This is a genomic window from Sphaerospermopsis sp. FACHB-1094 (assembly GCF_014696195.1).
Classification (GTDB): Bacteria; Cyanobacteriota; Cyanobacteriia; order Cyanobacteriales; family Nostocaceae; genus Sphaerospermopsis; species Sphaerospermopsis kisseleviana.
This window is the reverse complement of sequence record NZ_JACJPT010000055.1, coordinates 1-23,762: the sequence shown is the minus strand read 5'-3', so window position 1 is coordinate 23,762 and position 23,762 is coordinate 1. Positions and strand designations below refer to the sequence as shown.

The 23,762-nt window shown below is 38.5% G+C and carries 23 protein-coding genes and 1 pseudogene; 15 read left to right on the top strand and 9 right to left on the bottom strand.

Translation table 11 applies throughout. The features are described from left to right. The first annotated feature begins 17 nt into the window (after positions 1-17). Both murB and H6F47_RS16740 read left to right on the top strand, forming a co-directional pair. Positions 18-1,016, top strand: coding sequence for a UDP-N-acetylmuramate dehydrogenase (murB, locus tag H6F47_RS16745; protein WP_096569109.1), 999 nt, complete (start codon positions 18-20; stop codon positions 1,014-1,016). 215 nt (positions 1,017-1,231) lie between these two features. Further along, complete coding sequence (locus H6F47_RS16740) at positions 1,232-1,582, top strand: YbaB/EbfC family nucleoid-associated protein (RefSeq protein ID WP_096569112.1); 351 nt, start codon at positions 1,232-1,234, stop codon at positions 1,580-1,582. A gap of 229 nt (positions 1,583-1,811) precedes the next feature. Here the strand turns inward: H6F47_RS16740 and holA are convergent, their stop codons facing one another. Next, on the bottom strand, positions 1,812-2,303 hold the full coding sequence (gene holA, locus H6F47_RS16735; protein ID WP_277877158.1) for a DNA polymerase III subunit delta: 492 nt from the start codon (positions 2,301-2,303) through the stop codon (positions 1,812-1,814). Next, a complete protein-coding gene (locus tag H6F47_RS28560; protein WP_277877157.1) occupies positions 2,230-2,541 on the bottom strand; it encodes a hypothetical protein in 312 nt (103 codons plus the stop codon). Before H6F47_RS28560 ends, holA begins: the two co-directional genes overlap by 74 nt. Before the next feature lie 559 nt (positions 2,542-3,100). Between H6F47_RS28560 and H6F47_RS16730 the strand changes: the two genes are divergently transcribed. The 9 genes from H6F47_RS16730 (at position 3,101) to H6F47_RS16690 (ending at position 14,099) form a co-directional block, all read left to right on the top strand. Then, on the top strand, positions 3,101-4,321 hold the full coding sequence (locus H6F47_RS16730; RefSeq protein WP_190650124.1) for an Hsp70 family protein: 1,221 nt from the start codon (positions 3,101-3,103) through the stop codon (positions 4,319-4,321). 68 nt (positions 4,322-4,389) lie between these two features. Further along, on the top strand, positions 4,390-5,604 hold the full coding sequence (locus tag H6F47_RS16725; RefSeq protein ID WP_190650122.1) for a hypothetical protein: 1,215 nt from the start codon (positions 4,390-4,392) through the stop codon (positions 5,602-5,604). 39 nt (positions 5,605-5,643) lie between these two features. Continuing rightward, the gene (locus H6F47_RS16720) at positions 5,644-6,648 is read left to right on the top strand and encodes a hypothetical protein (protein ID WP_190650120.1); all 1,005 of its coding nucleotides are present in this window, start codon (positions 5,644-5,646) and stop codon (positions 6,646-6,648) included. Positions 6,649-6,700: 52 nt separating this feature from the next. Further along, a complete protein-coding gene (locus tag H6F47_RS16715; RefSeq protein ID WP_190650118.1) occupies positions 6,701-7,699 on the top strand; it encodes a hypothetical protein in 999 nt (332 codons plus the stop codon). Further along, a complete protein-coding gene (locus tag H6F47_RS16710) occupies positions 7,686-8,837 on the top strand; it encodes a hypothetical protein (RefSeq protein WP_190650116.1) in 1,152 nt (383 codons plus the stop codon). Before H6F47_RS16715 ends, H6F47_RS16710 begins: the two co-directional genes overlap by 14 nt. Positions 8,838-8,957: 120 nt before the next feature. Next, the gene (locus H6F47_RS16705; protein WP_242027415.1) at positions 8,958-9,752 is read left to right on the top strand and encodes a hypothetical protein; all 795 of its coding nucleotides are present in this window, start codon (positions 8,958-8,960) and stop codon (positions 9,750-9,752) included. 45 nt (positions 9,753-9,797) lie between these two features. Next, positions 9,798-10,361, top strand: coding sequence for a hypothetical protein (locus tag H6F47_RS16700; RefSeq protein ID WP_190650112.1), 564 nt, complete (start codon positions 9,798-9,800; stop codon positions 10,359-10,361). A 188-nt stretch (positions 10,362-10,549) separates the two neighbouring features. Beyond that, complete coding sequence (locus tag H6F47_RS16695) at positions 10,550-12,526, top strand: dynamin family protein (RefSeq protein ID WP_190650110.1); 1,977 nt, start codon at positions 10,550-10,552, stop codon at positions 12,524-12,526. Then, positions 12,519-14,099 (top strand): dynamin family protein, encoded by a 1,581-nt coding sequence (locus tag H6F47_RS16690; RefSeq protein WP_190650108.1) that lies wholly within the window; start codon positions 12,519-12,521, stop codon positions 14,097-14,099. The genes H6F47_RS16695 and H6F47_RS16690 overlap by 8 nt, the downstream gene beginning before the upstream one ends. An 80-nt stretch (positions 14,100-14,179) precedes the next feature. Here the strand turns inward: H6F47_RS16690 and H6F47_RS16685 are convergent, their stop codons facing one another. From H6F47_RS16685 to H6F47_RS16675, 3 genes are read right to left on the bottom strand one after another with little or no spacing between them, the layout of a single operon-like run. Then, positions 14,180-15,139, bottom strand: coding sequence for a nucleotidyl transferase AbiEii/AbiGii toxin family protein (locus tag H6F47_RS16685; RefSeq protein WP_190650106.1), 960 nt, complete (start codon positions 15,137-15,139; stop codon positions 14,180-14,182). Beyond that, positions 15,136-15,864 carry a DUF6088 family protein gene (locus tag H6F47_RS16680; RefSeq protein ID WP_190650104.1) on the bottom strand — a complete coding sequence of 243 codons (729 nt, stop codon included), beginning with the start codon at positions 15,862-15,864 and terminating at the stop codon, positions 15,136-15,138. The genes H6F47_RS16685 and H6F47_RS16680 overlap by 4 nt, the downstream gene beginning before the upstream one ends. A gap of 26 nt (positions 15,865-15,890) precedes the next feature. Next, positions 15,891-16,331 carry a hypothetical protein gene (locus H6F47_RS16675; RefSeq protein ID WP_242027414.1) on the bottom strand — a complete coding sequence of 147 codons (441 nt, stop codon included), beginning with the start codon at positions 16,329-16,331 and terminating at the stop codon, positions 15,891-15,893. 256 nt (positions 16,332-16,587) lie between these two features. Here H6F47_RS16675 and H6F47_RS16670 point away from each other — a divergent pair, with 256 nt between their 5' ends. Beyond that, positions 16,588-17,064: a low molecular weight protein-tyrosine-phosphatase gene (locus H6F47_RS16670; protein WP_137668982.1), complete on the top strand. Its 477-nt coding sequence runs from the start codon at positions 16,588-16,590 to the stop codon at positions 17,062-17,064. A gap of 55 nt (positions 17,065-17,119) precedes the next feature. On the opposite strand, the gene H6F47_RS16665 is transcribed toward H6F47_RS16670, so the two are convergent. Continuing rightward, complete coding sequence (locus H6F47_RS16665; protein WP_096569125.1) at positions 17,120-17,803, bottom strand: response regulator transcription factor; 684 nt, start codon at positions 17,801-17,803, stop codon at positions 17,120-17,122. A 232-nt stretch (positions 17,804-18,035) separates the two neighbouring features. Between H6F47_RS16665 and smpB the strand changes: the two genes are divergently transcribed. After that, positions 18,036-18,503: an SsrA-binding protein SmpB gene (gene smpB / locus H6F47_RS16660; protein WP_096569128.1), complete on the top strand. Its 468-nt coding sequence runs from the start codon at positions 18,036-18,038 to the stop codon at positions 18,501-18,503. Between the two features lie 119 nt (positions 18,504-18,622). Further along, positions 18,623-18,901 (top strand): WGxxGxxG family protein, encoded by a 279-nt coding sequence (locus H6F47_RS16655; protein WP_096569131.1) that lies wholly within the window; start codon positions 18,623-18,625, stop codon positions 18,899-18,901. A 147-nt stretch (positions 18,902-19,048) separates the two neighbouring features. Here H6F47_RS16655 and H6F47_RS16650 read toward each other — a convergent pair whose 3' ends face one another. From H6F47_RS16650 to cofG, 3 genes are all read right to left on the bottom strand, one after another. Beyond that, entirely contained in the window at positions 19,049-20,461 is a 1,413-nt protein-coding gene (locus H6F47_RS16650) for an IctB family putative bicarbonate transporter (RefSeq protein WP_137668983.1), read from the bottom strand. 209 nt (positions 20,462-20,670) lie between these two features. Next, entirely contained in the window at positions 20,671-22,221 is a 1,551-nt protein-coding gene (locus H6F47_RS16645) for a GAF domain-containing sensor histidine kinase (protein ID WP_137668984.1), read from the bottom strand. A 314-nt stretch (positions 22,222-22,535) separates the two neighbouring features. Then, positions 22,536-23,453: a 7,8-didemethyl-8-hydroxy-5-deazariboflavin synthase subunit CofG gene (cofG, locus tag H6F47_RS16640; RefSeq protein ID WP_190348750.1), complete on the bottom strand. Its 918-nt coding sequence runs from the start codon at positions 23,451-23,453 to the stop codon at positions 22,536-22,538. A gap of 198 nt (positions 23,454-23,651) precedes the next feature. Here cofG and H6F47_RS16635 point away from each other — a divergent pair. After that, positions 23,652-23,762: pseudogene (locus H6F47_RS16635) on the top strand (photosystem II q(b) protein); the annotation flags it as partial.

Sequence of the window (23,762 nt, the reverse complement as noted above, 5' to 3'; positions counted from 1 at the left end):
TACCAATTAAAGCAACGATGATAACTTCCCCGGCTGCTGGAAACGTCTGTAAGATTTCTGCTTTGACTACAAATAAACAGCAAACAACTAATTCTGTTGATAGTGAAGTAATTTACTTACCCGGTACTGATTGTGTAATTAAAACCCAGGCTTCTTTATCAGCATTTACTTCCTACAGAGTTGGAGGAGAAGCCCAATGGTACGTTGCTCCACGCAACTTAGAAGCATTACAAGCAAGTATTGAGTACGCAAAAGAACAAGATTTACCCATAACAATCCTGGGAGCAGGTTCTAATTTGTTGGTCAGCGATCAAGGTATACCAGGCTTAGTGATTGCTACTCGTCATTTCCGTTCCAAGCACTTCGACCTAGAAACAGGTCAATTAACTGTCGCCGCAGGCGAATCTATTCCTAGCTTGGCATGGGAAGCCGCAGAATTGGGATGGGAAGGGTTAGAATGGGCTGTGGGTATTCCGGGAACTGTTGGTGGTGCAGTTGTGATGAATGCAGGGGCGCATAATAGCTGTATTGCAGATATGTTGGTGAGCGCGGAATTGCTCTCTCCTGATGGTACATTAGAAACTCTCACCCCAGCGGAATTAGGTTACAAATATCGGACTTCATTATTGCAAGGGGGAAAACGGATAGTTACTCAAGCAACCTTGCAACTCCAACCCGGTGCAGATCCAGCACAAGTTATAGCTACAACCAAACAACATAAACAACATCGCCTTTCTACCCAACCTTATAATTTTCCCAGTTGTGGCAGTGTTTTCCGCAATCCTAAGCCTTACACTGCTGGATGGTTAATTGAACAAGCTGGTTTAAAAGGCTATCAAATCGGTGGAGCGCAAGTTGCACAACTTCATGCCAATTTTATCGTTAATCGTGGTGGAGCTAAAGCCAGCGATATTTTCTGTCTCATTAATCATATTCAACGTGAAGTACAAGAACGTTGGTCAATTTGGTTAGAGCCAGAGGTTAAAATGATTGGCGAGTTTCAAGCAGTTTGTTGATAGGGGACTGGTGACTGGTGACTGGTGACTGGTGACTGGTGACTGGTGACTGGTGACTGGTGACTGGTGACTGGTGACTGGGTAATCAATTTTATTTTTCCCAATTACCAATTACCAATTACCAATTACCAATTACCCATTACCCATTACCAATTACCCAACCCAACTATAATTGAATTTGATTTGTTATTCAAAGCATAAGTGGAAAATTTGTTATGACAGCAGGAAAAGGACAGGGATTTGGTTTTGGCCTAGGAAAAATGAAAGAACTTGCGGACGCTTTTAAAAAAGCACAGCAGGTTCAAGAAGGTGCAAAGCGTCTCCAAGAAGAATTAGAGCAAATGGAAATTCAAGGAGAATCTGGTGGTGGACTGGTTAAAGTAATTGTTAGTGGCAACCAAGAACCCAGAAGAGTAGAAATTTCTCCAGACGCAATAGCACAAGGTTCAGAGCTACTTTCCGACCTCGTAACAGCAGCTATGAAAGATGCCTACAACAAGTCTACTGCGACTATGCGGGAACGTATGGAAGATTTGACTAGTGGACTAGAACTGCCTGGATTATAGTCAATTAGTCATTAGTCGTTAGTTATTAGTCATGAGTTATTAGTCATTAGTTATTAGTTATTAGTCGTTAGCAACTGATAACTGATAACTGATAACTGATAGCATAAACAAAATTATTTATAACTATTTCAGTAACTACTCTTACATATAAATACTATACAGATAGTTGCATATATTAGTGGTAGTATGAGCATTGTTAAAAAAATGGAAATATTAAATAGAGCGATCGCTATTCCAGGAGAACCACCTGCAAACTGTATAACATTTGGGTGAAAGCTGGTTCGTTACAGTTAATTAGGCGTTCAACAAATTCTAATGCTTGAGCAATGTTACCCAAGCGAATGGCGTTGGCTAGTTGTAAACTATTAGCAGCACTTTCTGAGACTAATTCTTTTACCATATCCCCATTGACTGTTTTACCCAAAGCATAGGTTTTGAGCTTTTCTAGTTCGGTGAATATCAGTCGTGTATTATTGCCTGTGTAATCAATCAATACTTTGTAAGCATCGGTGGTGAGTGTTACACCTACTTCGTCAGCTAAGGTACGAGCTTGCTGTATTAATGCTTGGGTTTTCCATTGGGGAATGAAAGGAAATTCTTTTACCTGTGCGTATTCAAGTAGGAGTTTGACGGATTTATTTCTCGCGTCAGGTTTGTGAGTGTTGGTTATAAGGAATGTATTTGTTGAGGGAATTTTGGGGAGAATGGACTCCAACTGCAACAAAATTTCTTTTGAACAAACTCCCAGTAATGTGCTGTTGGTGTACTAATCTTCCTCCACTCCCAACTGGTGATGTCATTATATCGGATAATGCTTGAGGAATGGTTTCTTTAGATTCTGGGGGGTATTCTGTATAGTTGAAGTTTGCCCATTGTTGATCTAGGGTGTGGGTTTTTAGTTGTTTGATGGTGCGAGTTAGAAAGAATTCGTTTTCACCAAAGTATAAGTATGTTGGCATGGTAGTACGGCAATTTTATTGTCGTACATGAGCGTTAGCTCTAAACTTATTATGATTTTGTCTGCATGGTAAAGCAGTCATTCAACGAAATGGCACTTTTGTGGCGAGTTTGATCTCAAATTTCTGTAACAGAGGTAGGGGGGAGAGTGAAAGGTTACAGGTGAGTATGTAAAGAAATATAAAGCTTATTGGAAAAAATAAATTGCTCTTGTGTAGGCAAAAAAGCCCACAATGTTAAATGATTTGTCTTTTTAAGTATGCTTAATAAAATGAATGTTATAAAAATTAAAATTATTTTCAGTATAGAGTGTCATAAAAACCTACCTATTAAGGAGAGAAATTTCCTCTACTAGCTTGTAAAGTAGCTATTTTTACATAGATTGACTCGCCTAGAAAGCATTATTTACCATGACCTCAAATTTTGATAAAATTCCTTAGTCCATCCTCAAAAAATTATGGGACTTCTAAACAAAAAAATATCCTACTGTTCACAGTCAATGGTCAACAGTCATCAGTCAGCAACTTCAAGCGGGATAATTTATTTCTTGGAGTTCTCTATATGCTTTTAGGCATCGATTTTGGTACTTGTAATAGCAGTGCCGCAATAGTGCTAAATGGCACAACGAGATTGATAAAAGAACCCTTTAAACATGGCTACTCTTTTCCCTCTAGTGTCTATTTAACTGAAGGAGGAGAGGTACTTGTAGGTCAGGCGGCCGAAAACAATCGTATGCTAGATATCCGTCGGTATCGACGGGAAATTAAACGTGATCTGGGAATAAATGAACCATACCTGATAGGTGAGCGTTCTTTGTTACCTCAGAATTTGGTGGCTGATGTGCTACGAAAGCTCAAAATTGAAGCTGAGAAAATTTTGACAGCACTAGGACAAAGAGCAATTGAAAATGCTGTCATTACTGTTCCTGCTACATATCAACAGTACAAATGCAACTTAATGCAGAAAGCAGCAGAAGCAGCAGGATTTAGGTCTGTGAAGCTTTTGGAAGAACCAGTAGCGGCGGCTATTTACTACACCCATCATAATAAAAACAAATTGCAGGATGGAGAGAAGATACTTGTTTATGACCTTGGTGGTGGAACTTTTGATGCCACCCTAATTAAACAAGAAGCAGCGAGTTACCAAATCCTTTCCACTCCAAAGGGACTAGAAAATTGTGGTGGAACGGACTTTGATCGGCTGATTTACCAAGATATCAAAAACCGTTGTAGTGAAGCTTTACGTCAACAATTAAATAATAAAGATGCATCGCAAGCAAGGGCTACTATATCTAAGCTGTGTATTGATATCAAGCATCAGTTGAGCGAGGCGCAAGAAGCAAGAATTTACATTCCTATAGGAGGAGAAGATTATCAACTGACTCGCGCAGATTTTAACCAGATGATTGCTCCATCTATTGACCAAACTATAGCAGTTTGTGACCAGTTAATAAAAAATGCTGGGATAGATTGGCAAGATATCAATCAAGTTTTATTAGTAGGCGGTAGCTGTCGCATTGTTTATGTGCAAGATGCCATAGAGAAGAAGTTAGGACATCCACCATTATTAATAGATGAACCAGAATTATGTGTTTGTCAGGGAGCGGCTATTTATGGAATTGAGTTAAATACTAAGCCAAAGCCTATTCCAGAAGAGCAAAAAAACCAAACAAAAATAAAACCTAATGTAAAAATACCCTCTACTGGAGATCCTTTTGATGCTTTTGGTGTAGAAGCCGTTTTTCAACATAACGATAACGCCAATGTCGATGATTGGTTTTAGTAGAATGCTTGCTACTAAATATCTTAGTAACTGTCTTAAATTATTTTCTTACAGAGGAGTTAAAATTTATGTCTAAGTGGTCAGCAATAGTCTATAGTCGCACCTACGAAGTAGATTTCCGCTTAATTGCAATGCCTGAAATTTTCACTGAACAAGATCAACAATGGGCATTGAAGCATATTTTGGGAACGACCCGTTCACCGGAAAAATTATCAGAACAGCCACGTTGGTCATTATTCAAAAATGAGCATTACTGCGTCATTGGTGTAACGTGCATGGCTAGAGAACTCATCCAAAATTCTCGTAATGCAATTGTGGAAGATATAACCAAAGACGCTGGTAATCGGCAAATTTATGTTTTTGCTGGTTATGTAGCTGAATTAGATGGAGAACATGGTTTACCCCCAATTCCTAAGTATTCAGATAAAGACTTGGAAATTTTCGCTCCTCTCTATGAATATGTGCAGCAGCGATGGTCTGTGAAATCCTATCAACAAGAGAGCAAAATTCCCTTATTATCTCAATATGAAGAAATAGATTATTTAGCTGCTCAACCACGCACAGATTTTGACAGAGAGTACTTTGCTTTAAACCAAATAGATAGTCAAATAGTTCGCCTATGGCCAGATGAAAATAAAGAAAATCTCTGGATTGCTACTGCTCAACAAGTTACTAATTTTCACGCTAAATCTGTCTCACTTTGCCTTGGGTTGGCAAGCCAAAAAGATGCTGTAGAAAGTCCATTTTTGAATGCTACAGCTTTTGGTATCAGACAGAAAGATGATATTTCTAGAAAAATAGAATCATCTGTTGCACGAGAAACAATTGCATTACCGCCCCATACTCAGTCTAGAGCAGAATCATTCCCCACTAATGAATATAGGGATGATGAATATTCTGATGTAGAGGAGAAAGAACTTCCATTCGAGCCAGTGGAAATATTAGGTGCAGTATTAGGTGGGTTGGCTGGGCTAAGAATTGCTCAAATACCAGGTTTCTTACTTGGTGGTGGTGTGGTAGGTTTCGTGGTTGGGGCAAGTATTGGATGGGTAGCAGGTGGTTGTATTAGCAATAAAGGAATTGGCGGTGCAATGGCTAAACAAACCCGTGATTTTCTTGGTGATGTGACTAGTTCAAGAGGTCAACGAAGGACACGTCGTTCTCGTTCTCGACAAAGAGACAGTGAACAACAAGATATAGATTACGGATTTAGAACCCGTAATGAGGAAAATAATCCACCAAATTCAGAAAAACAGCAAAATGATGATTCCAATTGGTTCTGATATCTTGTATTGCTTGAAAAAACACTTGAAGGTGAAAATATGAAAATTGTCATGATTGGCAATACTAATGTTGGTAAGACAACATATATGGCATCTCTTTATGGGATTATGCAAGAGCAAGTAGAAGGCTTTTCTTTGAAAGCGATTAATACAAACGATCATGCAAGATTGTATGAGTTAGCCCAGGCGATCGCACATGGTAATTATCCCTCAGCAACAGATCAAAGAGGGGAATATGACTTTTTCTTACAGCATCAAGGTAAAGACATTCTGGCTTTCCGTTGGGCAGATTATCGTGGTGGAGCAATTAAAGAAAAACAAAGTAGCGAACAAGCAAGCCTGTTGATTAATGACCTGCGTGAAGCTGATGGCATTATGATGTTTTGTGATTGTGATGCTTTGATGAGAGGAGATATCAGAGCAAATGAAATTCGGAGAATGACCACTTTAGTTACTCAAGCTTTGCGAGATGTAGAAAAACCCATATCTTTGGCAATCATTCTGAGTAAGACAGATAAAATTAGTCACTTTCAAGAAAAGATTATTAGTCCCTTTGAAGGACTCATAAGTGTGATTAATGCTAGTAAGTGGGTTATAGGTGCATTTATCCCAATTGCTTGCGGTAATCAATTTATGAATGTGCCAATACCACTACTTTCTGCTCTTTATTCAGCAGTTTATCTGCAAGCTTATGTAGCACAAGCTTTAGCGCAAAAATCTTACGATAAGGCTATACAATGGCAACAAAAAAGTCAAGGGATGGGAGGATTTATTAGATGGGTAGGAGACAAATGGAATGGTAATCCCACAGATGAAGAATTAGCTCAACAAGAGTTTGCGGCTTATCTTGAACATTCCGAAAAATTAGAGTTTATTAAAGACCCTGTTTTAGCTCTAGCTAATTATCTAGAAAATATTCCTTGGATGCAAAACGGTAAAACTCTACTAGATTACGCACAAGCCTGTGGGACACTTAAGTTTTATCATCAATTTTCAGGAGCAATTAACAGAAAATATCGCGATCCATTTGATTTGTTTTCTTAAAGCAAGTTCGTGTTCATTCAATAATTCTTTGTAGTTATTAAAGGAGGAAATTATGAAAATAACAATGCTCGGATACACCAAATCTGGTAAAACCTGCTATATGCTCGGAATGTACTCATTTATGAGTGTTGGGTTGCATGGGTTTACAGTCAGTGCTACAGATTTAGATGTAGACCTAGATTTAACTGACAAGTGGGATGCATTAGTTTGTGGTGAGGGAGAAGAACGTTGGCCGACAGGGAATGATGCCAATATTTATACATATTCCTTTGATTTCAACTATGCAGCCAAACCAATTATGGGTTTTGATTGGATTGACTATCGAGGTGGTGCTTTACGAGATAAAACATCGCAAGCAGATGTGCAAGATTTATTAAAATACGTAAAAGAATCTGCTTGTTTGTTTTTGTGTATATCTGGAGAATTTCTCACAAAAGAAATTGTCGATGCGGCTGGTAATGTTGATTATGGAGCTAGACAAAGAATTGCTACACAATTAAAAATTCAGCCGATGACTAACATTATCACAGATATTCAAAAGCAGTTAAATCCTACAAATGCCAAGCCTTTTCCTATAGCAATTGTTGTTACTAAATATGACCAGTGTATGAAGCGGGGTAAAGATGCTGTTGTCAGAGATGTTAAGCAGTTATTTGAACCACTTTTTCAGCCTAATTCTGGTTGGTTAACAATGATATGTCCAGTCAGTCTAGGCAAAGATTTGGCAGACAATCCTACTAGTGGAGAAATTAACCCAATTAATGTACATCTTCCTGTAGCATTTGCAGTTTATGCCAAGTTGCGGGAAAACGCATTAAATACAAAAGCTTACTACAATCAAGTTAGCAGAGAATTGGATACAGATAAAGCACGTAATTGGTTTGTGAAGTTGCTAAATAGCGAAAAAATAGCTAATAAAGAAGCAAAATTAAAAGAGGTAGAAGGACAATTCCAAGTCATCCAATCAAAAATGGAACGCCTTACCGAAGAATTACAAAAAGTTCCTCTTTTTTTGGGAAATACGGAGGTAAAAGCTGATGTCTCAGTCTAAATGGGCTGCCATAGTTTATAGTCGCACTTACGAAGTAGATTTTCGCTTGATTGGGATGCCAACAGGTTTCAATAATGAAGATAAGCAATGGGCAGAGAAATATATTTTAGGCACTACACGCTTACCCGAAAAGTTGCGAGAACAGCCACGTTGGTCATTATTTAAAAATGAGCATTACTGTGTTATTGGTGTAACTTGTATGCTCACAGAAATTATGGCTAACTCTGGTCGTGAGAGTATATCAGAGATGATGTTAGATAACGGAAATAGACCAGTTTATGGTTTTTTCGGTTATGTAACTGAATTAACAAAAGATTCTGATGTGGAAATTCCCGCTATGAATCTTGAGCTTTTTACGCAGCTTTACAAATATGTGGCTGACAAATGGCACGTAAAATCCTTCGAGTCCGCTAGAAAGATACCTGATGAATCTCAGTACGAAGTAGACTTTAAAGCTACAGATATAGCTTTTAGAGATGCAAAATATTTTGAGTTAAATCGCTCTGAGAGACGAATAAATTTGTATCCCACTTCTGATGCTAAAGATTTGTGGTTTGAAGCTTCTCGATGTCGTTACCCCATATCTTTATGTCTTGGGATAGCGAGAGAAAAAGATGCTATAGATGGGCCTTTTTTAAATGCGACTGCGCCAGATGTGATAGAGATTGTCACTAGAGAAAAGCAGAATCAGCCAAGAGTTACCGCATCTCATCTGGAATCAGAGAAAAGACAATATCAATCTGAAGATTACCGGATTGAGAATAATCAAGACGATGATGGGTCAATTAATCGAGATAAAGTTTCAGAATTTATCGATAATCCCGTGGCTTTTTTGGGAGAAGAGTTTACTCAAGCTGGACAAGGTTTGGGTTCAGTCTTCAATGCTTTAGGAAATGCTTTAGCTAACTCATCAAATCCTGAAGATAGAGAATATTCCCAAAACAGAGATGGAGAAATAAAAAATTTCAAGGGAGGTATCAATCCATCAACAAAGCGATCGCGCTCATCTAAACAAGCAGAAGCACTAACTAATACCAGTTTTGGATTGGTTGAAAAACCAGATTCAAAAGAGAATAAAACACGAAAAGATCAGCAGTCTACTGAATCTTCAAATACAGATAATGATTGGTTTAAATAGTAAAATAAAAACCAATATTTTATCAAAAAAATGCTGGTTACATCCATTAAAACATGATTCACAGTAATTATATTTGGAGAAAAATTGATGCATTCTGGAGATTTGTTCCTAAATTCAAATATGTCTGATTTAAATACTGATACCGAGTCTTACCAGCAATTTGATGCAAGTTTGGTTGACTTTGATACTCAGGGTATTGATACTGATGGTGACGGACAAGCAGACACTTGGGTAATTCCATCTGACCTTGATGGTGATGGTATACCTGATGAAATGTTGCCAGTTGAAGATATCAATGGGGATAGTCAATCAGATGATTTTTGCGAATTCCCAAGTGATACAGATTCCGAAATGTGCGGTGTTCCAGAAGATGATATGCAACACTGGCATCAACAAACTTATGATGATACTTGCGCGATCGCTTCCCAGGAATTTATTTTAGATGCAGTTACAGGAATAGATTTCTCAGAGGATGAACTGCGTCAACAAGCTATTGAAAACGGTTGGTACACTCCTGGTGGTGGTACTCCCTTAGATTGTATGGGCAACTTACTAGAAGCCAATGGTGTAGATGTAGATAAAAAATATGAATGCACGCTAGAAGATTTAAGCGACAAACTGCAAGAAGGTGAGAAAGTCATAGTAGCAATAGACGCTGACGAAATCTGGTATCAAGGGGTTGATGAGGATGATTATTTATCGGAATTGGCAGGAATGCCAGGTCAAGGTGTCAATCATGCTGTGCAAGTTATCGGTATTGACAACAGCGATCCAAATAATCCTACAGTAATTCTCAACGACCCAGGTACACCTAATGGTCAAGGATTGAGAGTACCAGCAGATAAATTTATAGATGCTTGGGCTGATAGTAATTCCTACATGATTTCCACTACTGGTAATGTTGTGACTGCATAAAAAATTGGCTTTTGTTAGAGAAAATCGACGCATTAAAAGTAATTTATGACAACACCACTAGCTCAAAAACCAAGAGAAACTCTTGGTAAAACTGAACAATTATTAGAATCTATTCGTCAAACTCCTGTATTTCGTCAACTCATACCTTTAGAGGCAGGTATTGGTCTACCAATTCCCCTGCGGAAAGAAGGAAAAGTTTACGCAATATTACCGTTTTTTGGCTTTGCACCTACAGCCCAAAAAGGTCAAACTAAAATTTTTCCGCCTTTCGCCACAATAACTGTGAATTGGGCTAACCAAGTACCTGTGGAATATGTTAATTTGCGCTTTCGCAATCTGGCACCAGAACTACAATGGCAAGGCGAGATTGGTATTTTTCCTCATCCAGCAGTAGCACAGATGACACTAGGGGAATACAAAGAGAAACGCCGTGAATTGCTGGCTATGTATGATGAAATGTTTGAAATGTTAGGGTCTGATACTAGCTTCTCATCTGAGTGGATAAATCGGTTTAGTGTATTGTTGCGTACATTACTAGAACCTTCACTAGAGCCATATTATCGGGTTTTAGGTGCAAAATTCTGCGATCGCTTTTTGGGCATTCCTTAGAGGTTGTTTGAAAAGCCAAAATATATACGCGAAACCTCTCTGGTAAATCTCTCTCCTACAAGTCCGGTGAATACCCCCATTCCCTCCAAAGCTTGGGGGGATAAGGGGGTTAGGTTCTGAGGCTTTTGAGGTTGCAGACAATACTTTTCAAATATCCTCTTAATTAATCACAACATACATCATACTTTATGGCTAGTTATCAACAACAAAAACAAAAGGTTTTACAGCTTTTTAAACCAGCTAAAACCTTAGCGGAAGGACAAAAAAATATCGAAATTAAGCAAAGCCTCGAAGAAGTAGAAAAACGTCTGATTGACGAGAAACTATTTGTAGTTGTTTGTGGTGAATTTAAACAAGGTAAATCTAGCCTAATGAATGCCTTGCTAAACGAACCAGAACTATTTACAGTAGATGTTGATATTACAACTAATCTAGTTTCCAGCATTACCTATGGTGAAACAGAAAAAATTACTGTAGTTTTAGGCGAATCAGGAAAAGAAAAATCTCAGGAAATTCAACGGGCAGAAATTCCTAATTATGTAACGGAACAACATAATAAAGGCAATACCCGTCAAGCTAAAATGTTGGTTTTGCAATCTCCCAATCCCCAATTAAAAGAAGGTTTGGTGTTGGTGGATACTCCTGGTGTCGGGAGTCTCAATGTAGAACATACGGCTGTTACCTACGCATTTATTCCTAATGCAGATGCTATTATTTTTGTTAGTGATGCACTAGCACCTTTATCTGCTAAAGAATTAGAGTTTATAACTGAAAGAATTGTTCCTTATTGTCAAAATTTAATTTTTGTAGTCACAAAGATAGATTCAGTAGCAAACTACGAAAATATTATCGCTAGCAATAGAGAAAAACTGGCTCAAGTACTCAAACTTCCCGACAGTGAAATTTCGATTATTCCTGTTTCCAGTCGCCTGAAATTGGATTACCTGAAATTTCAAGAAGCAGAAGATTTAGAAGATAGTAACTTTCAGGAATTAGAAAATGAACTGTGGGGATTAATCAGTCAAGAACGCGGGAAAATTTTACTGTTAAGGGCATTAACTGAATTGGGACGAGCAGTAAATGAGATTAAAACACCAATTCAAGTTGAGTGGGAAACATATCAACAGCAAAGCAAGCAGGAATTAGAAGAATCTGAACGCCAACTTCAAGCGACAAAAGAACGACTAGCAGCACTACAAGAAAATAATGCTGACTGGTTGACTCAACTGAATTATGGATTGCAAGATATCCGCAGACAAATAATTCATCAGTTTGATGTCGGCTTTGATAAAGTACACAATAAAGCTAATGAATACCTAGACAATAATAAACTTTTAAATAATCCCACAGAGATTGCTAGTTTGCTTGAGGGAGATATTAATGGGTTAATGTCTAATTTAGGAAAACTTCTGAGTCAACAAACCGCCGAACTATATACAAACATCGAGTCTGCTAGTAAACTCAATCTTAACCCATTAGAGATAGATGATTTAGAATGGGACAAAACAGATATTACTTTCCAAAAGGGGAAAACCAAACCAACTGGATTGTTTGAAAAATCTGTAGTTATATTTCGCAATATTGGGTTTACAGCGACTCCTGGAGCAACGATTGGTTATTGGGTTGGAGGAATTGCCGGTGCTGCTATTGGGGCTTTATTTGGCGGTATTGGGGCTGGTCCTGGAGCGACTATAGGTCAAGCTCTTGGACTTTCTTTAGCAGGATTAGCAGGGGCAAAATTAGGATTTGATCAGTCTGTATCGCAAATTAAAGATAAAGACAAACGCGAGGTTTCTAAATTTATCTTTCCTTATCTTAAACAGAGCCAAATGCTCTGTAGAAAAGTGCTGGATGATGCTATCACGGATTTAGAACAGTCGATGCGAGAAGAATTACGAAAGCAAATTAAGCGAGAAAAAAATAATTGCGATCGCAGTCTCCGCGCACTACAAGAAGCTCGTCAACGGTCTCAAATCCAGGTTCAACAACGTACTCAGGAACTGCAAGTTATATTACCCCAAATCAATCAATTGCAAAAGAATATTCAGCAATTAGCCCAAGCTACAATCACGATGGGTGCAGTGTCAGATACTAAAGAAAAAACTGAGGTAGTACGACCAGTAACTACGGTAGGCACAGAAAAGGGAAGTTGGGCAGATGATTGAGGGAACTCTGCAATCAAGGGTAGATGAATTGTTTAAATCTGCCCTTTCTGAAACTATCAATCAACCAGGATTAGAGCATTTTCACCGCTTGTTGCAACGATGTCAGCAGCAATTAGATCAACCAATGCGGGTGGCGATAGTTGGTCTGATTAAAGCGGGTAAATCTACAATGATGAATGCCTTATTGGGTGAGGCAGTAGTCGCAACCGGTAATGTGGAAGCTACTTTTAACGTCAACTTTTTACGGTATGGCGATCGCCCATCCTTAATAGTACATTTTAAAAATCATCGCTCGCCTGAAGTCAAGTCCTTTGCTGAACTAGCAGCTTTAACTGTGCGCGCTGACTCTCACCGCGACTACCTCTTAAGCATCAAGTATATAGAGGTTGTTTACCCAAACACAATTTTAGAAACTTTCAACCTGATTGATACTCCTGGTTTACTGTCTTATTACAAAGATGACTCGGAAAATACCCTGGAGTTTTTGCAATTATATGGGCAAAAACTGGCTGAGGTTACCCAGGCTGAAACTGAAGGTGCTGATGCAGTACTTTACCTGTTCAGTCATAGTCTAGCTACAGAAGATAAGCAAATCGTAGAAATGTTTCAAGGGCCAATAGTCGGTCAGGCGACACCAATCAATGCAATTGGTGTACTCACAAAAGTTGATAGTTACTGGTCTGATCCCAATGTTTCTGAACCAATGGAGGCGGGAAATCGAATCTGTCAACGACTATCAGCACATCCACAAATACGAAACATACTTTATACAATTTATCCTACCTGCGGGCTTTTAGCTTTTGGGGCGCAAACTCTTACTCATGATGAATGGAAAATTCTGACTCAACTGGCTCAATCAGTTCCAGAAGACCGGATGCATAGGTTAATCGCCAATGTCCAACGTTTTTGCGCTCGCGAATATTCAGATGTACCAATCTCACCTAGCCAACGTCAGCAATTATTTAACCGCCTGGGACAATATGGCATTTGGCTTGCCTATACTCTAATTCTTTCTGGGGTCAACAATCAAGCACAACTCACTGATGAACTACTCAAACGCAGTGGTATTACCCAATTGCGTGACCTGATACTCTCGCATTTTGGTCATAGATCCTACTTAATCAAACTGAGTAAAGTCTTGCAGGAAATTAAAGTAGCTAGTTTTATATACCAGCCAAATATTCCAGTTAAACAACAACAAATAGTCAAAAATATTGCTGGTTTATTTGAGGAATTAGAAGCCCAAGAGCATGGTTTTAGTGAGTTGCGAGTTCTGCGTAATTATTATGAGAAAAAATTAGACTTTGACGAAAATGAGGTAACGCAAATGTTAGAAGTGACAGGAGAAGGTGGCACTTCTTGCAGTGAAAGGTTGGGATTAAGTCAACTTGCCACTATCGAAGAAATGCTGTCTGTAGCCAAAGAAAGAATGCACTATTGGCAAAAAAAAGCATATGACTATTTGGCCAGCGATACTACATCCACTAATGCTGCTGGAGTTTTAGCTCGTTCTTACGAGCGCATTGTTTATCGTCTCCAGATGGCAAAAGAATATCTCAATTTCTACGGTTAAAGAGGAAATTATCGGTTTTTTAGCGATTTTTCTGCCTACTATAAGGGGTAGATATAGCGAAGACACTGTTAGCGAATGTCTTACAAAATATTTCGTAATTGCTCAAAGCATGATTCTATTTCTTCCCACTTTGGATAATCGCCATAGCATAAACTTTTGCATTGTTGGCTATATTCCTTTGCAATTAATTGTCGTAAGTCTCCTGTTGGAAAAATTGCTATGCTCTTTGAAAAACTCAAATTTTCAGGTGGTTGATAATTATTAAAATGTTGTTGTCCAATGATAAAACAATCTTCTTTAATGTTATTATATTCTTCCGTGTTAAGCATTTCTTTTACTTCTTGCCTTTGGGCTAAACAGTACAGATCGTAGTAATGTCTGGCGTGAGTTGCTATCGGTTGTTTTTCTTCTTTTAAAAGCAACACTCTAGAGTGTATAGCAAATAATTTTTCTACAAAAGTGCGTCGGAAATGTAACAATTTCATAGGAAATGCAGATTCATCATCTGTACCTAAACTAATACCTGTTTCTTTTAAGAAATCAGCTAAATAAGAAGATATTAATATTTCTTCTACAGGATAATTCCCACTACGTATTCCCATTTCTAAGTAAACATTATTAGCTATTGCTTTATTACCTAAAAATTGAGGCTTATAGTTAAAAAAACTATTACGATGAGTTCCTCTACCACTATTACCCCTGGTGTTATCAAGTGTAAAACCGGGATGCCCATTTACCAATTTTTCTATATTTTTTAAATGTTTATCAATACTATTTTTACTAAGAGATGGATTGAAAATTTGAGGATTCAAAAACAGGTCAATATCTTCTGAGAACCTTTCTATTAGCTTCCACCCCTTAGATAAACTCGTTCCTCCTTTAAAAATCACTTCATTTGGATAGTTTTGTGCCACAATTCGCAGAGCTTCTGTGACATAGTAATCCTTTTCAATGAACTGTTCGGTTAACCCTGGATGTGCAAAATGTTGTTTAGCAGCTTTGATAGCATCTGCAAATTCTGGATGTTCGTAAAGTTTCACTTAGCTTGCCACTCCTTGGCATAACAAAGATTCCTTAGATTACCAAAATCAAAACGAGATACGGGGTTTAATCCTTTCTTGATTTTTACTAAGATATCTCGACTCTTTCCTAGTTCTTGCCCGATTGCTCCCAGCATAGCTCGCACTCTTGGAGGTTCTTTATCTGCCACGTTAACAAGTCGCTCAAACCTATCTCCTTCTCGAAAATAATTAAGCAATTTTTGTTTTGTTTCACTAGGAGATAACTCACTTAATTTTCCCTTACATCTCAAAAAATCCAATAGAGATGTTTCAGTCTCTGTTAAGTCATTCCAAGTAGAAGGTCTACGAGTATGAATTTGGGTGCGAAAACCAACAATAGTGCGTGGTACACTATTGGCTGATGTAGCAAATTCACCTTGCACCGAATTTTGAGTTGTAAATCCTAGTAAATTTGCAGCACTAATCCCAGCAGGGTATAGATTCTCGATTCGGTTATGTTTTATTGCTAGTTTTTGGATTTCTTCTTGACATGGATGACTGCGACCAAACCTTGTCATCCGAGGGCGGTAGTACAAACCTTTGCTTACTCGCATTAAAGTTCCATCTTTTTGCAAACGAGAAAGGGTTTTGCTAACCGCAGTAACAGGATAGTCGGGGAAGTCAGCGTACATCCAATACCCTTCTTCACATTCCTCAATTCTGTTGCGGATATTCTCTGCAACACTACTCTTAGTCCGTTTCATTTTTTTATTTCCACAAGACTTAGACTTTACTCTATTGTTTTTGAGTTCTCCTCAGTTGTCAAGTTTTTTTGCCATAAAACCTGACATATTTGCTTCTTTGGCGGCGCAAAAGCTTTACATACAAAGGTTCGGGCTAAAAAAAACTGAAACTGACTCACCAGTCCCCCCTCAAACTTCAACTTCGGATCAGCAGTTGGTTTGTAACCTGGATATTGTCTTTCTAAAACTCGCTGCCATTTAGTACCATTACCAGTGAGCGATAATTGTTGTAAATTCATACCTGGTACTATCAGCGATTCATAGTAATAGGAAGGAACTAATTTATCAGCAATTAATTTCGTATCTTCCAAATCATAAATGAGGTATTTTCTGATTTTTTCCCATCCTTGAGAACCTGCACCTTCACCCCAACAATGTTGAATTTCTTGGGGAGTTAAAACTAATCTAGCAGATTCTCGCAATCCCATTTCTATGACTGCACTTTTTAGGGAAGTGCTGTATAACGCTTTATTGACAAAATCCCATCTCCGCCAGGAATGAGGGGGCTATAATGTATCTCATGACCAAAGAATCCGCTGTATTAATAAAAATCATCAAAATACCTTTATTTGTCGAGATTGTGGGATGTTTATTTAAATATAAATCTTGACTTATTGTGCTATTTGATCATAGTTTATTACATAGTAGATTAAATCATTTACCTAAAAGGATTAACCCCGAAAAATGTCTTACAAGTTACTATTTGTCTGCCTTGGTAATATTTGCCGATCGCCTTCGGCAGAAAATATCATGAATCATCTGATTGATCAAGCTGATCTGAGCGATAAAATTTACTGTGATTCTGCTGGTACTTCTAGTTATCACATTGGTAGTCCACCTGACCGCCGCATGAGTGCTGCTGCATCTGCTAAGTTGGGAATTAAACTACTTGGGCAAGCTCGTCAGTTTCAAAAATCAGACTTTCAAGAGTTTGATTTAATTTTGGCGATGGATAAGGATAACTATCAAGATATTCTCGCTGTTGACCGTTCTGGAGAATATCACCATAAGGTTCGTTTGATGTGTGATTTTTGCTCTCAACACGATCTCAAAGAAGTTCCAGATCCCTATTATGGCGGAACAGAAGGATTTAATCAGGTGATTGACCTCCTCATGGATGCTTGTTCAGGTCTGCTAGAATATGTGATCAGGGACTGGTGACTGGTGACTGGTAACTGGTAAAAATCTTTTCTTCCCCTGCCTCCTGCCTCCTGAACTACTCTACAAGACCATGCTTGATGGCAAAACGCACCAGTTCTGCGCGATTACTGGTTAAAGTTTTTCTCAATAAACTGCTGACGTATTTTTCAACTGTGCGCGGACTGAGGTGTAGTTGATTACCCATTTCGGCGTTAGACAACCCGTGAGTCAATAGTTCTAAGACTTCCTGCTCTCTTGTAGTTAATGATAATAACAACTGAGAATTGACAATTGGTGTTGATAAATGATTTTGTCCGTGTATTGATTTTATCAGGTTAGACCCATCTAAACTTTCTTGATAAGAGAAGCGGTATTCTGATTGAATAATTTGCGATCGCTCTAGTAAATTACGAATAGCTGCGGCTAACTCTTCTAGTTCAAAAGGCTTAGGTAAGTATAAATCACATCCTGATTGATAACCAAGAATTCTTTCTTGGGTTTTGGTTCGGGCTGTTAACAAAATTACAGGTAACAACCTAAACTCAGCTTGTTGACGCACCCGACGCACCAGTTCATAGCCGTTCATCTTTGGCATGACAATATCTGTCACCATCAAATCAGGATGGTTCTTTTCCACCATAGACAAAGCCTCTTGACCGTCATCAGCCATGATCACCGAATAGCCAGACAGTTCAAGATAATCACTGATAGACAGACGAGTGCCGAGGTCGTCATCCACTACAAGGATCTTCAAGGGCATGGACAGTACACCCCTAGCATTTTTCTTACTCAATATTTTGCTATTATATGCTTAGGAAGTGTTCATAAAATTTAATGTTATTTTAAATTTTAATAATGTTACACTAATAGATTGAATTAAATAGAAAATATAATGTAAAATTCAATTAGTCGAAATTCATTATTCAAATTACAAATGTTTTAAACAACGAAGTAAAACGACTAAGCAATATTTAACATAAAGCAGATTTTCAATGAGTGACAAAAACGAAGGTTATAAAGTAATTAGCGACAATCGCCAAGCTCGTTATTTGTATGAAATCCTAGAAACCTACGAAGCGGGAATACAGCTGGCAGGTACGGAGGTAAAATCAATACGGGCTGGTAAAGCAAATCTCCAGGATGGCTATGCGTTGATTCGCAATGGTGAAGCATGGCTAATAAATGTACATATTTCTCCCTATACCTCTAGTGGACAATATTTTAATCATGAACCGCGTCGGACTCGTAAATTACTGCTGCATCGGCAAGAACTCCGCAAGCTAATTGGTAAAGTAGAACAGCAGGGTTTAACCTTAGTGCCGTTAAAAATGTATCTGAAACGCGGCTGGGTAAAAGTCAGCATCGGTTTATGTAAAGGGAAGAAAATTCACGACAAGCGGGAAAGCCTCAAACGCCGTCAAGATCAGCGTGATATTCAACGAGCAATGAAAAATTATTAGCTAAATATACCCTGAGCCTGATTTACAGCCAACTCTAGATTATAGCCGCAGATTGATTTGGCAAATCGGAGGAATAGATACATTGGTGAATATCCGAGTCGGTATAAGGCACTTTCACCATGAAACGTAATTTCACCAAAACCATTGGCGCTGGAGTTCTGACGCTGACAATGGGAATTGTACTCTTAAATTTACCCGCACAAGCCCAAGTGACTCAACCTAGAACAGACATTGTACCAGACAGGACTGTTTATTATGATCGTAACGATGTTGATTGGGGTTGGCTGGGATTAATTGGCCTGTTGGGTTTAGCTGGTTTAGCCGGTAAAAAGCGTGGAGAAGAACCAACTCGTTATCGTGATCCTAATGCACCAGGAGCTACCAGTTACAGAGACTAACATCAACATCAATTTTAGATTTTGGATTTTAGATTTTGGATTTTAGATTTTAGATTTTGGATTTTAGATTTTAGATTTTAGATTTTAGATTTTGGATTATGAGTAAGTGTTTCATAAGCAAAACATCTAAAATCCAAAATTGTTAGCTTAGGCTGTCGGTTCTGGGTGGACTTGATTTATTTGAGAAGTTAAAGGAGTCCAATAGCTGGCGACTAAAGCAGCCATTAACCACCAAACGGTATTAACTTCAGGACGATACCAGACAGTATCTACTGTGCCATGAGCGAGCATACCGAGCAAAGTTGCGATCGCCCCAATTAACCAAAATCCATCTTTACTTCTCAAATTTAGGAAACGGCGCATTTGCATAAATGCCGTATTCAAGATGACAATTATTAACCAAAGAAAACAAGCTAAACCCAAAAAACCTGTTTCTACAGCCGTCTCCAGGAAAATTGAATAGGCACTCAAAGCAGTATAACGGGGACGTTGGTAAAGAGGATAAACTTTATTGAAAGAATTGTGACCAGGACCGATACCAATAATGGGGCGATCGCGGATCATTTCAAAAACAGCATCCCAGACATTGCGGCGAAAATTATTACTACTATCTTGACGATCTGCAAAAATACTAAAAACTCGCAACCGTACAGGTTCAACAAAAATCACCGCCAACACCAATACCCCAATCAAACCCCCTACAATAATTGGCAATGACCAAGTGCGCCAAAAAGGTGGCATTTCCACACTCCACCAATAAACCAACAATGCCATTGCAGCCAAAAGCCCCACCACCAAACCAATCCAGCCCCCACGACTAAAAGTAAGAACTAAACAGGCTGTATTAACAACAAACATTGTTAGTGCTAAAGCTTTCCTAATCCAACCTTGCCAAGCAAAAATAGCCACCAAACTTAAAACAACTGCTGGTATTAGATATCCAGCCAATAAGTTAGGATTACCTAAATAACTGTAAACCCTGGTAGTTTTAGCCAAACTGGATTCTGGATCAACCCAAGTAGCCAATGCTTTAGCGCCAAAAAACCATTGCCGAATTCCATATACACTGACAATCAGAGATATATGTAAGTAAAGAGTAATCAACCAAGACCGCAACCGGGAAATTCTGAGAACTCTAGCGCATAGAACAAAAAGCAATAAATAGAGTGTTAACGTTACCAAATCACTCAACGCGGCCTTTTTCACTGGTGATAAAGCTGTAGCTGCCACAGCAATAAACCAATAGAGCAAAACTAGCAGATGAATTGGCGTGACCGAAGCTGCATTTGTCAGACTTGTATCATCAGATAAAGTCAATAGCACCCATAACCCCACGCCAGCTACAAGCAGCAAACCGATTAGGGTACTAGAAACAAAAGGTGCAAGAGCATAGATAAGACTAAGTAGAGCAGCCGCTATCGTATCTCCCCACTGCATTAAAATACTGGTTTGTCGCCAAGGACGTAAAATCCCCACCATCAACCGATGCAGGTAACTGGTATCCAGATATTCTCTGAGCGGTACAGAGGATAAAGTCAATCTTTGCCAGACTAAATTCATAAACAAGGTTGTGATCAACTAGCACCTAATTGTAGAACTTAGCCTTAATCATAATCCGGTGATTGGTAATTGGTGATTGGTAATTGGTAATTGGTAATTCAATGAAAGGATTTTGGATGAAAGGATCTTGGATTGTTTTTGTCAATTCCAATCTAAAATCTAAAATCTAAAATTTTCTTCCCCAGTCACCAATCACCAGTCTCCAGTCACTATTTAGCGGAATTAGCCGTTGGCAGTGGCAAAGAAATTACATAGCGATATCCTGATTCTGGAGAACCTTGGATGGAAATTTGGCCGCCATGTAGTTCTGCCATCTGACAGCTGAGTAACAAACCCAGTTTTTCACGAGACAGATTCACAGAAGTATTACCTAAATCCTTATCTGATCTATCAACCAAGATTCCTAATTGCTGCTCAATCAAATTGGCTGACTTTTCCCAATTTCCTGGGGCATTATTCTTATTTTCTAAATCAGAATCATACTTTTCAGACTTACCCAAGATTTCTGATATGGACAAAGAATCAAGACGTAAATAAGAGTCAATTTCACCGTTTCCATCTCCTACTCCTAACCAGGGATGGGAAACCCAAATAGTAATACAGAGCGTATTTTCTTTATAAGAAATATGAACACGAACAATACTACCTGTAGTAGAAAGTTGAATAATGCTAAACAACAGGTTATACAAAATTTGTCGCACCTTATCTTTATCTAAAGGCCAAATGCGATTGTGTCCTGGTTCTATAGACAAGCGAATTTCTTGATTCCGACGGACAGCCACTTCTGATAGAGTGTTGATAGCTTGTTGACACAGCATTTCAATATCTACAGGAGCTAAGTTCAGCACATTAGAATTATCACTTAATATTCCTAGTTCGGTAATTTCATTGACTAAAGACAATAAGTAGCGTCCACTGTGTTGGATAATCTCTAGATATTCTCGCTGCTTTGTTGTTAAAGGCCCATAAATTTCACGTGCCAGAACACCAGCCATCCCCAGTACGGATGTTAAGGGTGTACGCAATTCTTGAGTTAGTTGGCCTAAGAGTTCTAGTTTCAGTTGCTGAGTAGAATTACAAACATTTTCTAGAATGGGTGGTGCGATTTTCAAGTCAATTGCCTGTTCTTCCTGGAATGGCAAGCTAGGAATACTTGTACTGGGAATACTTGTAATAGTGCTTTTTTGGAATTGACCTTGCAACAATCGGTTGCGTTCAAATTCACTCATGCACCAACGAGCGATGATTTGCAAAAACTCAATTTCTCGATCTGTAAAATTGCGTGGCTGACGATTCATGACTGCCAATGCACCCAAGCAGTATCCTGAAGCATCAATTAATGGCGCTCCCAAGTAGGAACGGATGCCATATTTTTGGACTAACTTACTGGTAGATATTGGTGTATTTATTGCTGCTTTTGTATCATTAATAACTAATGTTTGAGAATTTTCTACCACCTGAGAGCAAAAAGAATCCCGTCGTAATAATTGACGTTTTTGTGCTAGATCATTCATGAGACCTAATCTTGATAAACCCACTGATGATTTGAACCAGTGAACTTCTTGGTCCATAAATCCCAAAATAGAAATTTCTGCTGCCAAAAAGTGAGCAGCTGTTTGAGTAGCTTCTTCAAATACCGGAATTGTTTCTGGTTGCCGTAAACCCAAGTCTAACAATACTCTGATGCGTTGTTCTTCTTTTGTGTCTAAACCATTCCAACCATCATTGGGGGCAAATAGTTTGTTTTCAGGCTCTATCATTGCTACTGCTACCTTGATACTTGCTACATACTGTAAGTTGTGTAACCGCTGGGATGAGGTTACTATTTCCTATGTTTCAGCATTCCCCAATTTCACTTGGGATTAATACGTTGGAAAAAATTTTTTTGCTACTAGCAGTATCAGGCTAAAGTCAGCCTACACAGATAATAGTAAAACCTTGTTGGTGCATCGCTTTTTTACTCTTATTTTATACTTCATGGACTAGCAAAAGGCTGTGATATACACTTTTTCAATTTCAAATTGCCTAAAATCCCTGACCTGTAATATTTTCATGTTTATTCAGCAAACCCTAATTACCTATTTCTTAGAAACTGAGGATAAACAGGCAACCTGGTTACTAACTCCCAGCCCCCAGAGTGTAAAATTTCTCTTAATCTCTGAACCTGTAAATGGGGATAATCTGGGTTAACTTCATCTTTTGGACCTATACCCCCCAAATCTCTCGCACCTGCATCTAAACACGCTAGTAACCAATTTTCATCTAGCACTAAATTAGGCGGAATTTGAATTGTAATATTTGCGGGTAAAATTTCCCGTGCTTTCCTGATCACGTGCGGTAGTTGATGAGGATCAAAAGCTTCTGCGTTAAAGGTTTGCTGACTTCCCGGACTGTGGGGTTGCAAAATAACTTCTTGTATATGTTGATAGCGTTGATGCAACTCAGAAATAGCTGTTAAAGTTTCCCAGCGATCATCTTCACTTTCTCCTATTCCCAATAACAACCCAGTCGTAAAGGGAATTTGCAACTCTCCCGCCCATTGTAATTGTTGTAAACGCACTTGAGGTAATTTACTAGGTGCATGACGATGAACAGTATTTAATAACTTGGGTGTCAACTGTTCCAACATCAACCCCATCGAAACAGTAACATTTTTCAGCTTTTCCATTTCCGTAAAACTCAGTGGTCCGGCATTGGTATGGGGTAAAAATCCCATTGATAAAGCTAAAGTACATAAATCATAAATAAGCTGAAACCACTTTTCCCGCCTTGATGATAAAGGATGGACTTCACCGCTGAGAATGAGTATTTCACAGACATTTTGATTTTTTAAAGGTAATAAAATATTCTCTGCTTGTTCTAGCGTCATCCAAGGAAGTGAACCTGGTTCAACACGAAAATTACAATAACTACATCTATTAAAACATTCGTAAGTAGGAACAAGAGTATATGCAGGACTATAAGTGACTACCTTGGGACTAGATGAGAGCATTTTTACAATCCAGAGAATAGGTTTACAAAAATATAAAGCCTGTAACCCTTACTATATCTAGGTTTTCTGATCCTGTGAGAAAAATTTTAAAAAATATTACGAAAACCCCTTTACAAATCGAAATATTTGACCTACTATAAAGTCATCAGGTAGAAACACCTACCAAAACATACATACATAAAACGCAATCATAAGAACATGACAACCGCCATTCAACAGCGCCAAAGCGCCAACGTATGGGATCGTTTTTGTGAATTCATCACCAGCACCAACAACCGCCTTTACATCGGCTGGTTCGGTGTATTAATG

Coding starts and splice junctions, on each gene's coding strand:
- H6F47_RS16710 (WP_190650116.1), top strand. CDS start 7,686: ATGTCTCAGTCTAAATGGGCTGCCATAGTTTATAGTCGCACTTACGAA.
- H6F47_RS16725 (WP_190650122.1), top strand. CDS start 4,390: ATGTCTAAGTGGTCAGCAATAGTCTATAGTCGCACCTACGAAGTAGAT.
- H6F47_RS16720 (WP_190650120.1), top strand. CDS start 5,644: ATGAAAATTGTCATGATTGGCAATACTAATGTTGGTAAGACAACATAT.
- smpB (WP_096569128.1), top strand. CDS start 18,036: ATGAGTGACAAAAACGAAGGTTATAAAGTAATTAGCGACAATCGCCAA.
- H6F47_RS16645 (WP_137668984.1), bottom strand. CDS start 22,221: ATGATAGAGCCTGAAAACAAACTATTTGCCCCCAATGATGGTTGGAAT.
- H6F47_RS16695 (WP_190650110.1), top strand. CDS start 10,550: ATGGCTAGTTATCAACAACAAAAACAAAAGGTTTTACAGCTTTTTAAA.
- H6F47_RS16680 (WP_190650104.1), bottom strand. CDS start 15,864: ATGAAACGGACTAAGAGTAGTGTTGCAGAGAATATCCGCAACAGAATT.
- H6F47_RS16715 (WP_190650118.1), top strand. CDS start 6,701: ATGAAAATAACAATGCTCGGATACACCAAATCTGGTAAAACCTGCTAT.
- murB (WP_096569109.1), top strand. CDS start 18: ATGATAACTTCCCCGGCTGCTGGAAACGTCTGTAAGATTTCTGCTTTG.
- H6F47_RS16670 (WP_137668982.1), top strand. CDS start 16,588: ATGTCTTACAAGTTACTATTTGTCTGCCTTGGTAATATTTGCCGATCG.
- H6F47_RS16730 (WP_190650124.1), top strand. CDS start 3,101: ATGCTTTTAGGCATCGATTTTGGTACTTGTAATAGCAGTGCCGCAATA.
- H6F47_RS16655 (WP_096569131.1), top strand. CDS start 18,623: ATGAAACGTAATTTCACCAAAACCATTGGCGCTGGAGTTCTGACGCTG.
- H6F47_RS16665 (WP_096569125.1), bottom strand. CDS start 17,803: ATGCCCTTGAAGATCCTTGTAGTGGATGACGACCTCGGCACTCGTCTG.
- cofG (WP_190348750.1), bottom strand. CDS start 23,453: ATGCTCTCATCTAGTCCCAAGGTAGTCACTTATAGTCCTGCATATACT.
- H6F47_RS16650 (WP_137668983.1), bottom strand. CDS start 20,461: ATGAATTTAGTCTGGCAAAGATTGACTTTATCCTCTGTACCGCTCAGA.
- H6F47_RS16705 (WP_242027415.1), top strand. CDS start 8,958: ATGTCTGATTTAAATACTGATACCGAGTCTTACCAGCAATTTGATGCA.
- H6F47_RS16740 (WP_096569112.1), top strand. CDS start 1,232: ATGACAGCAGGAAAAGGACAGGGATTTGGTTTTGGCCTAGGAAAAATG.
- H6F47_RS16675 (WP_242027414.1), bottom strand. CDS start 16,331: ATGGGATTGCGAGAATCTGCTAGATTAGTTTTAACTCCCCAAGAAATT.
- H6F47_RS16690 (WP_190650108.1), top strand. CDS start 12,519: ATGATTGAGGGAACTCTGCAATCAAGGGTAGATGAATTGTTTAAATCT.
- H6F47_RS28560 (WP_277877157.1), bottom strand. CDS start 2,541: ATGCCAACATACTTATACTTTGGTGAAAACGAATTCTTTCTAACTCGC.
- H6F47_RS16700 (WP_190650112.1), top strand. CDS start 9,798: ATGACAACACCACTAGCTCAAAAACCAAGAGAAACTCTTGGTAAAACT.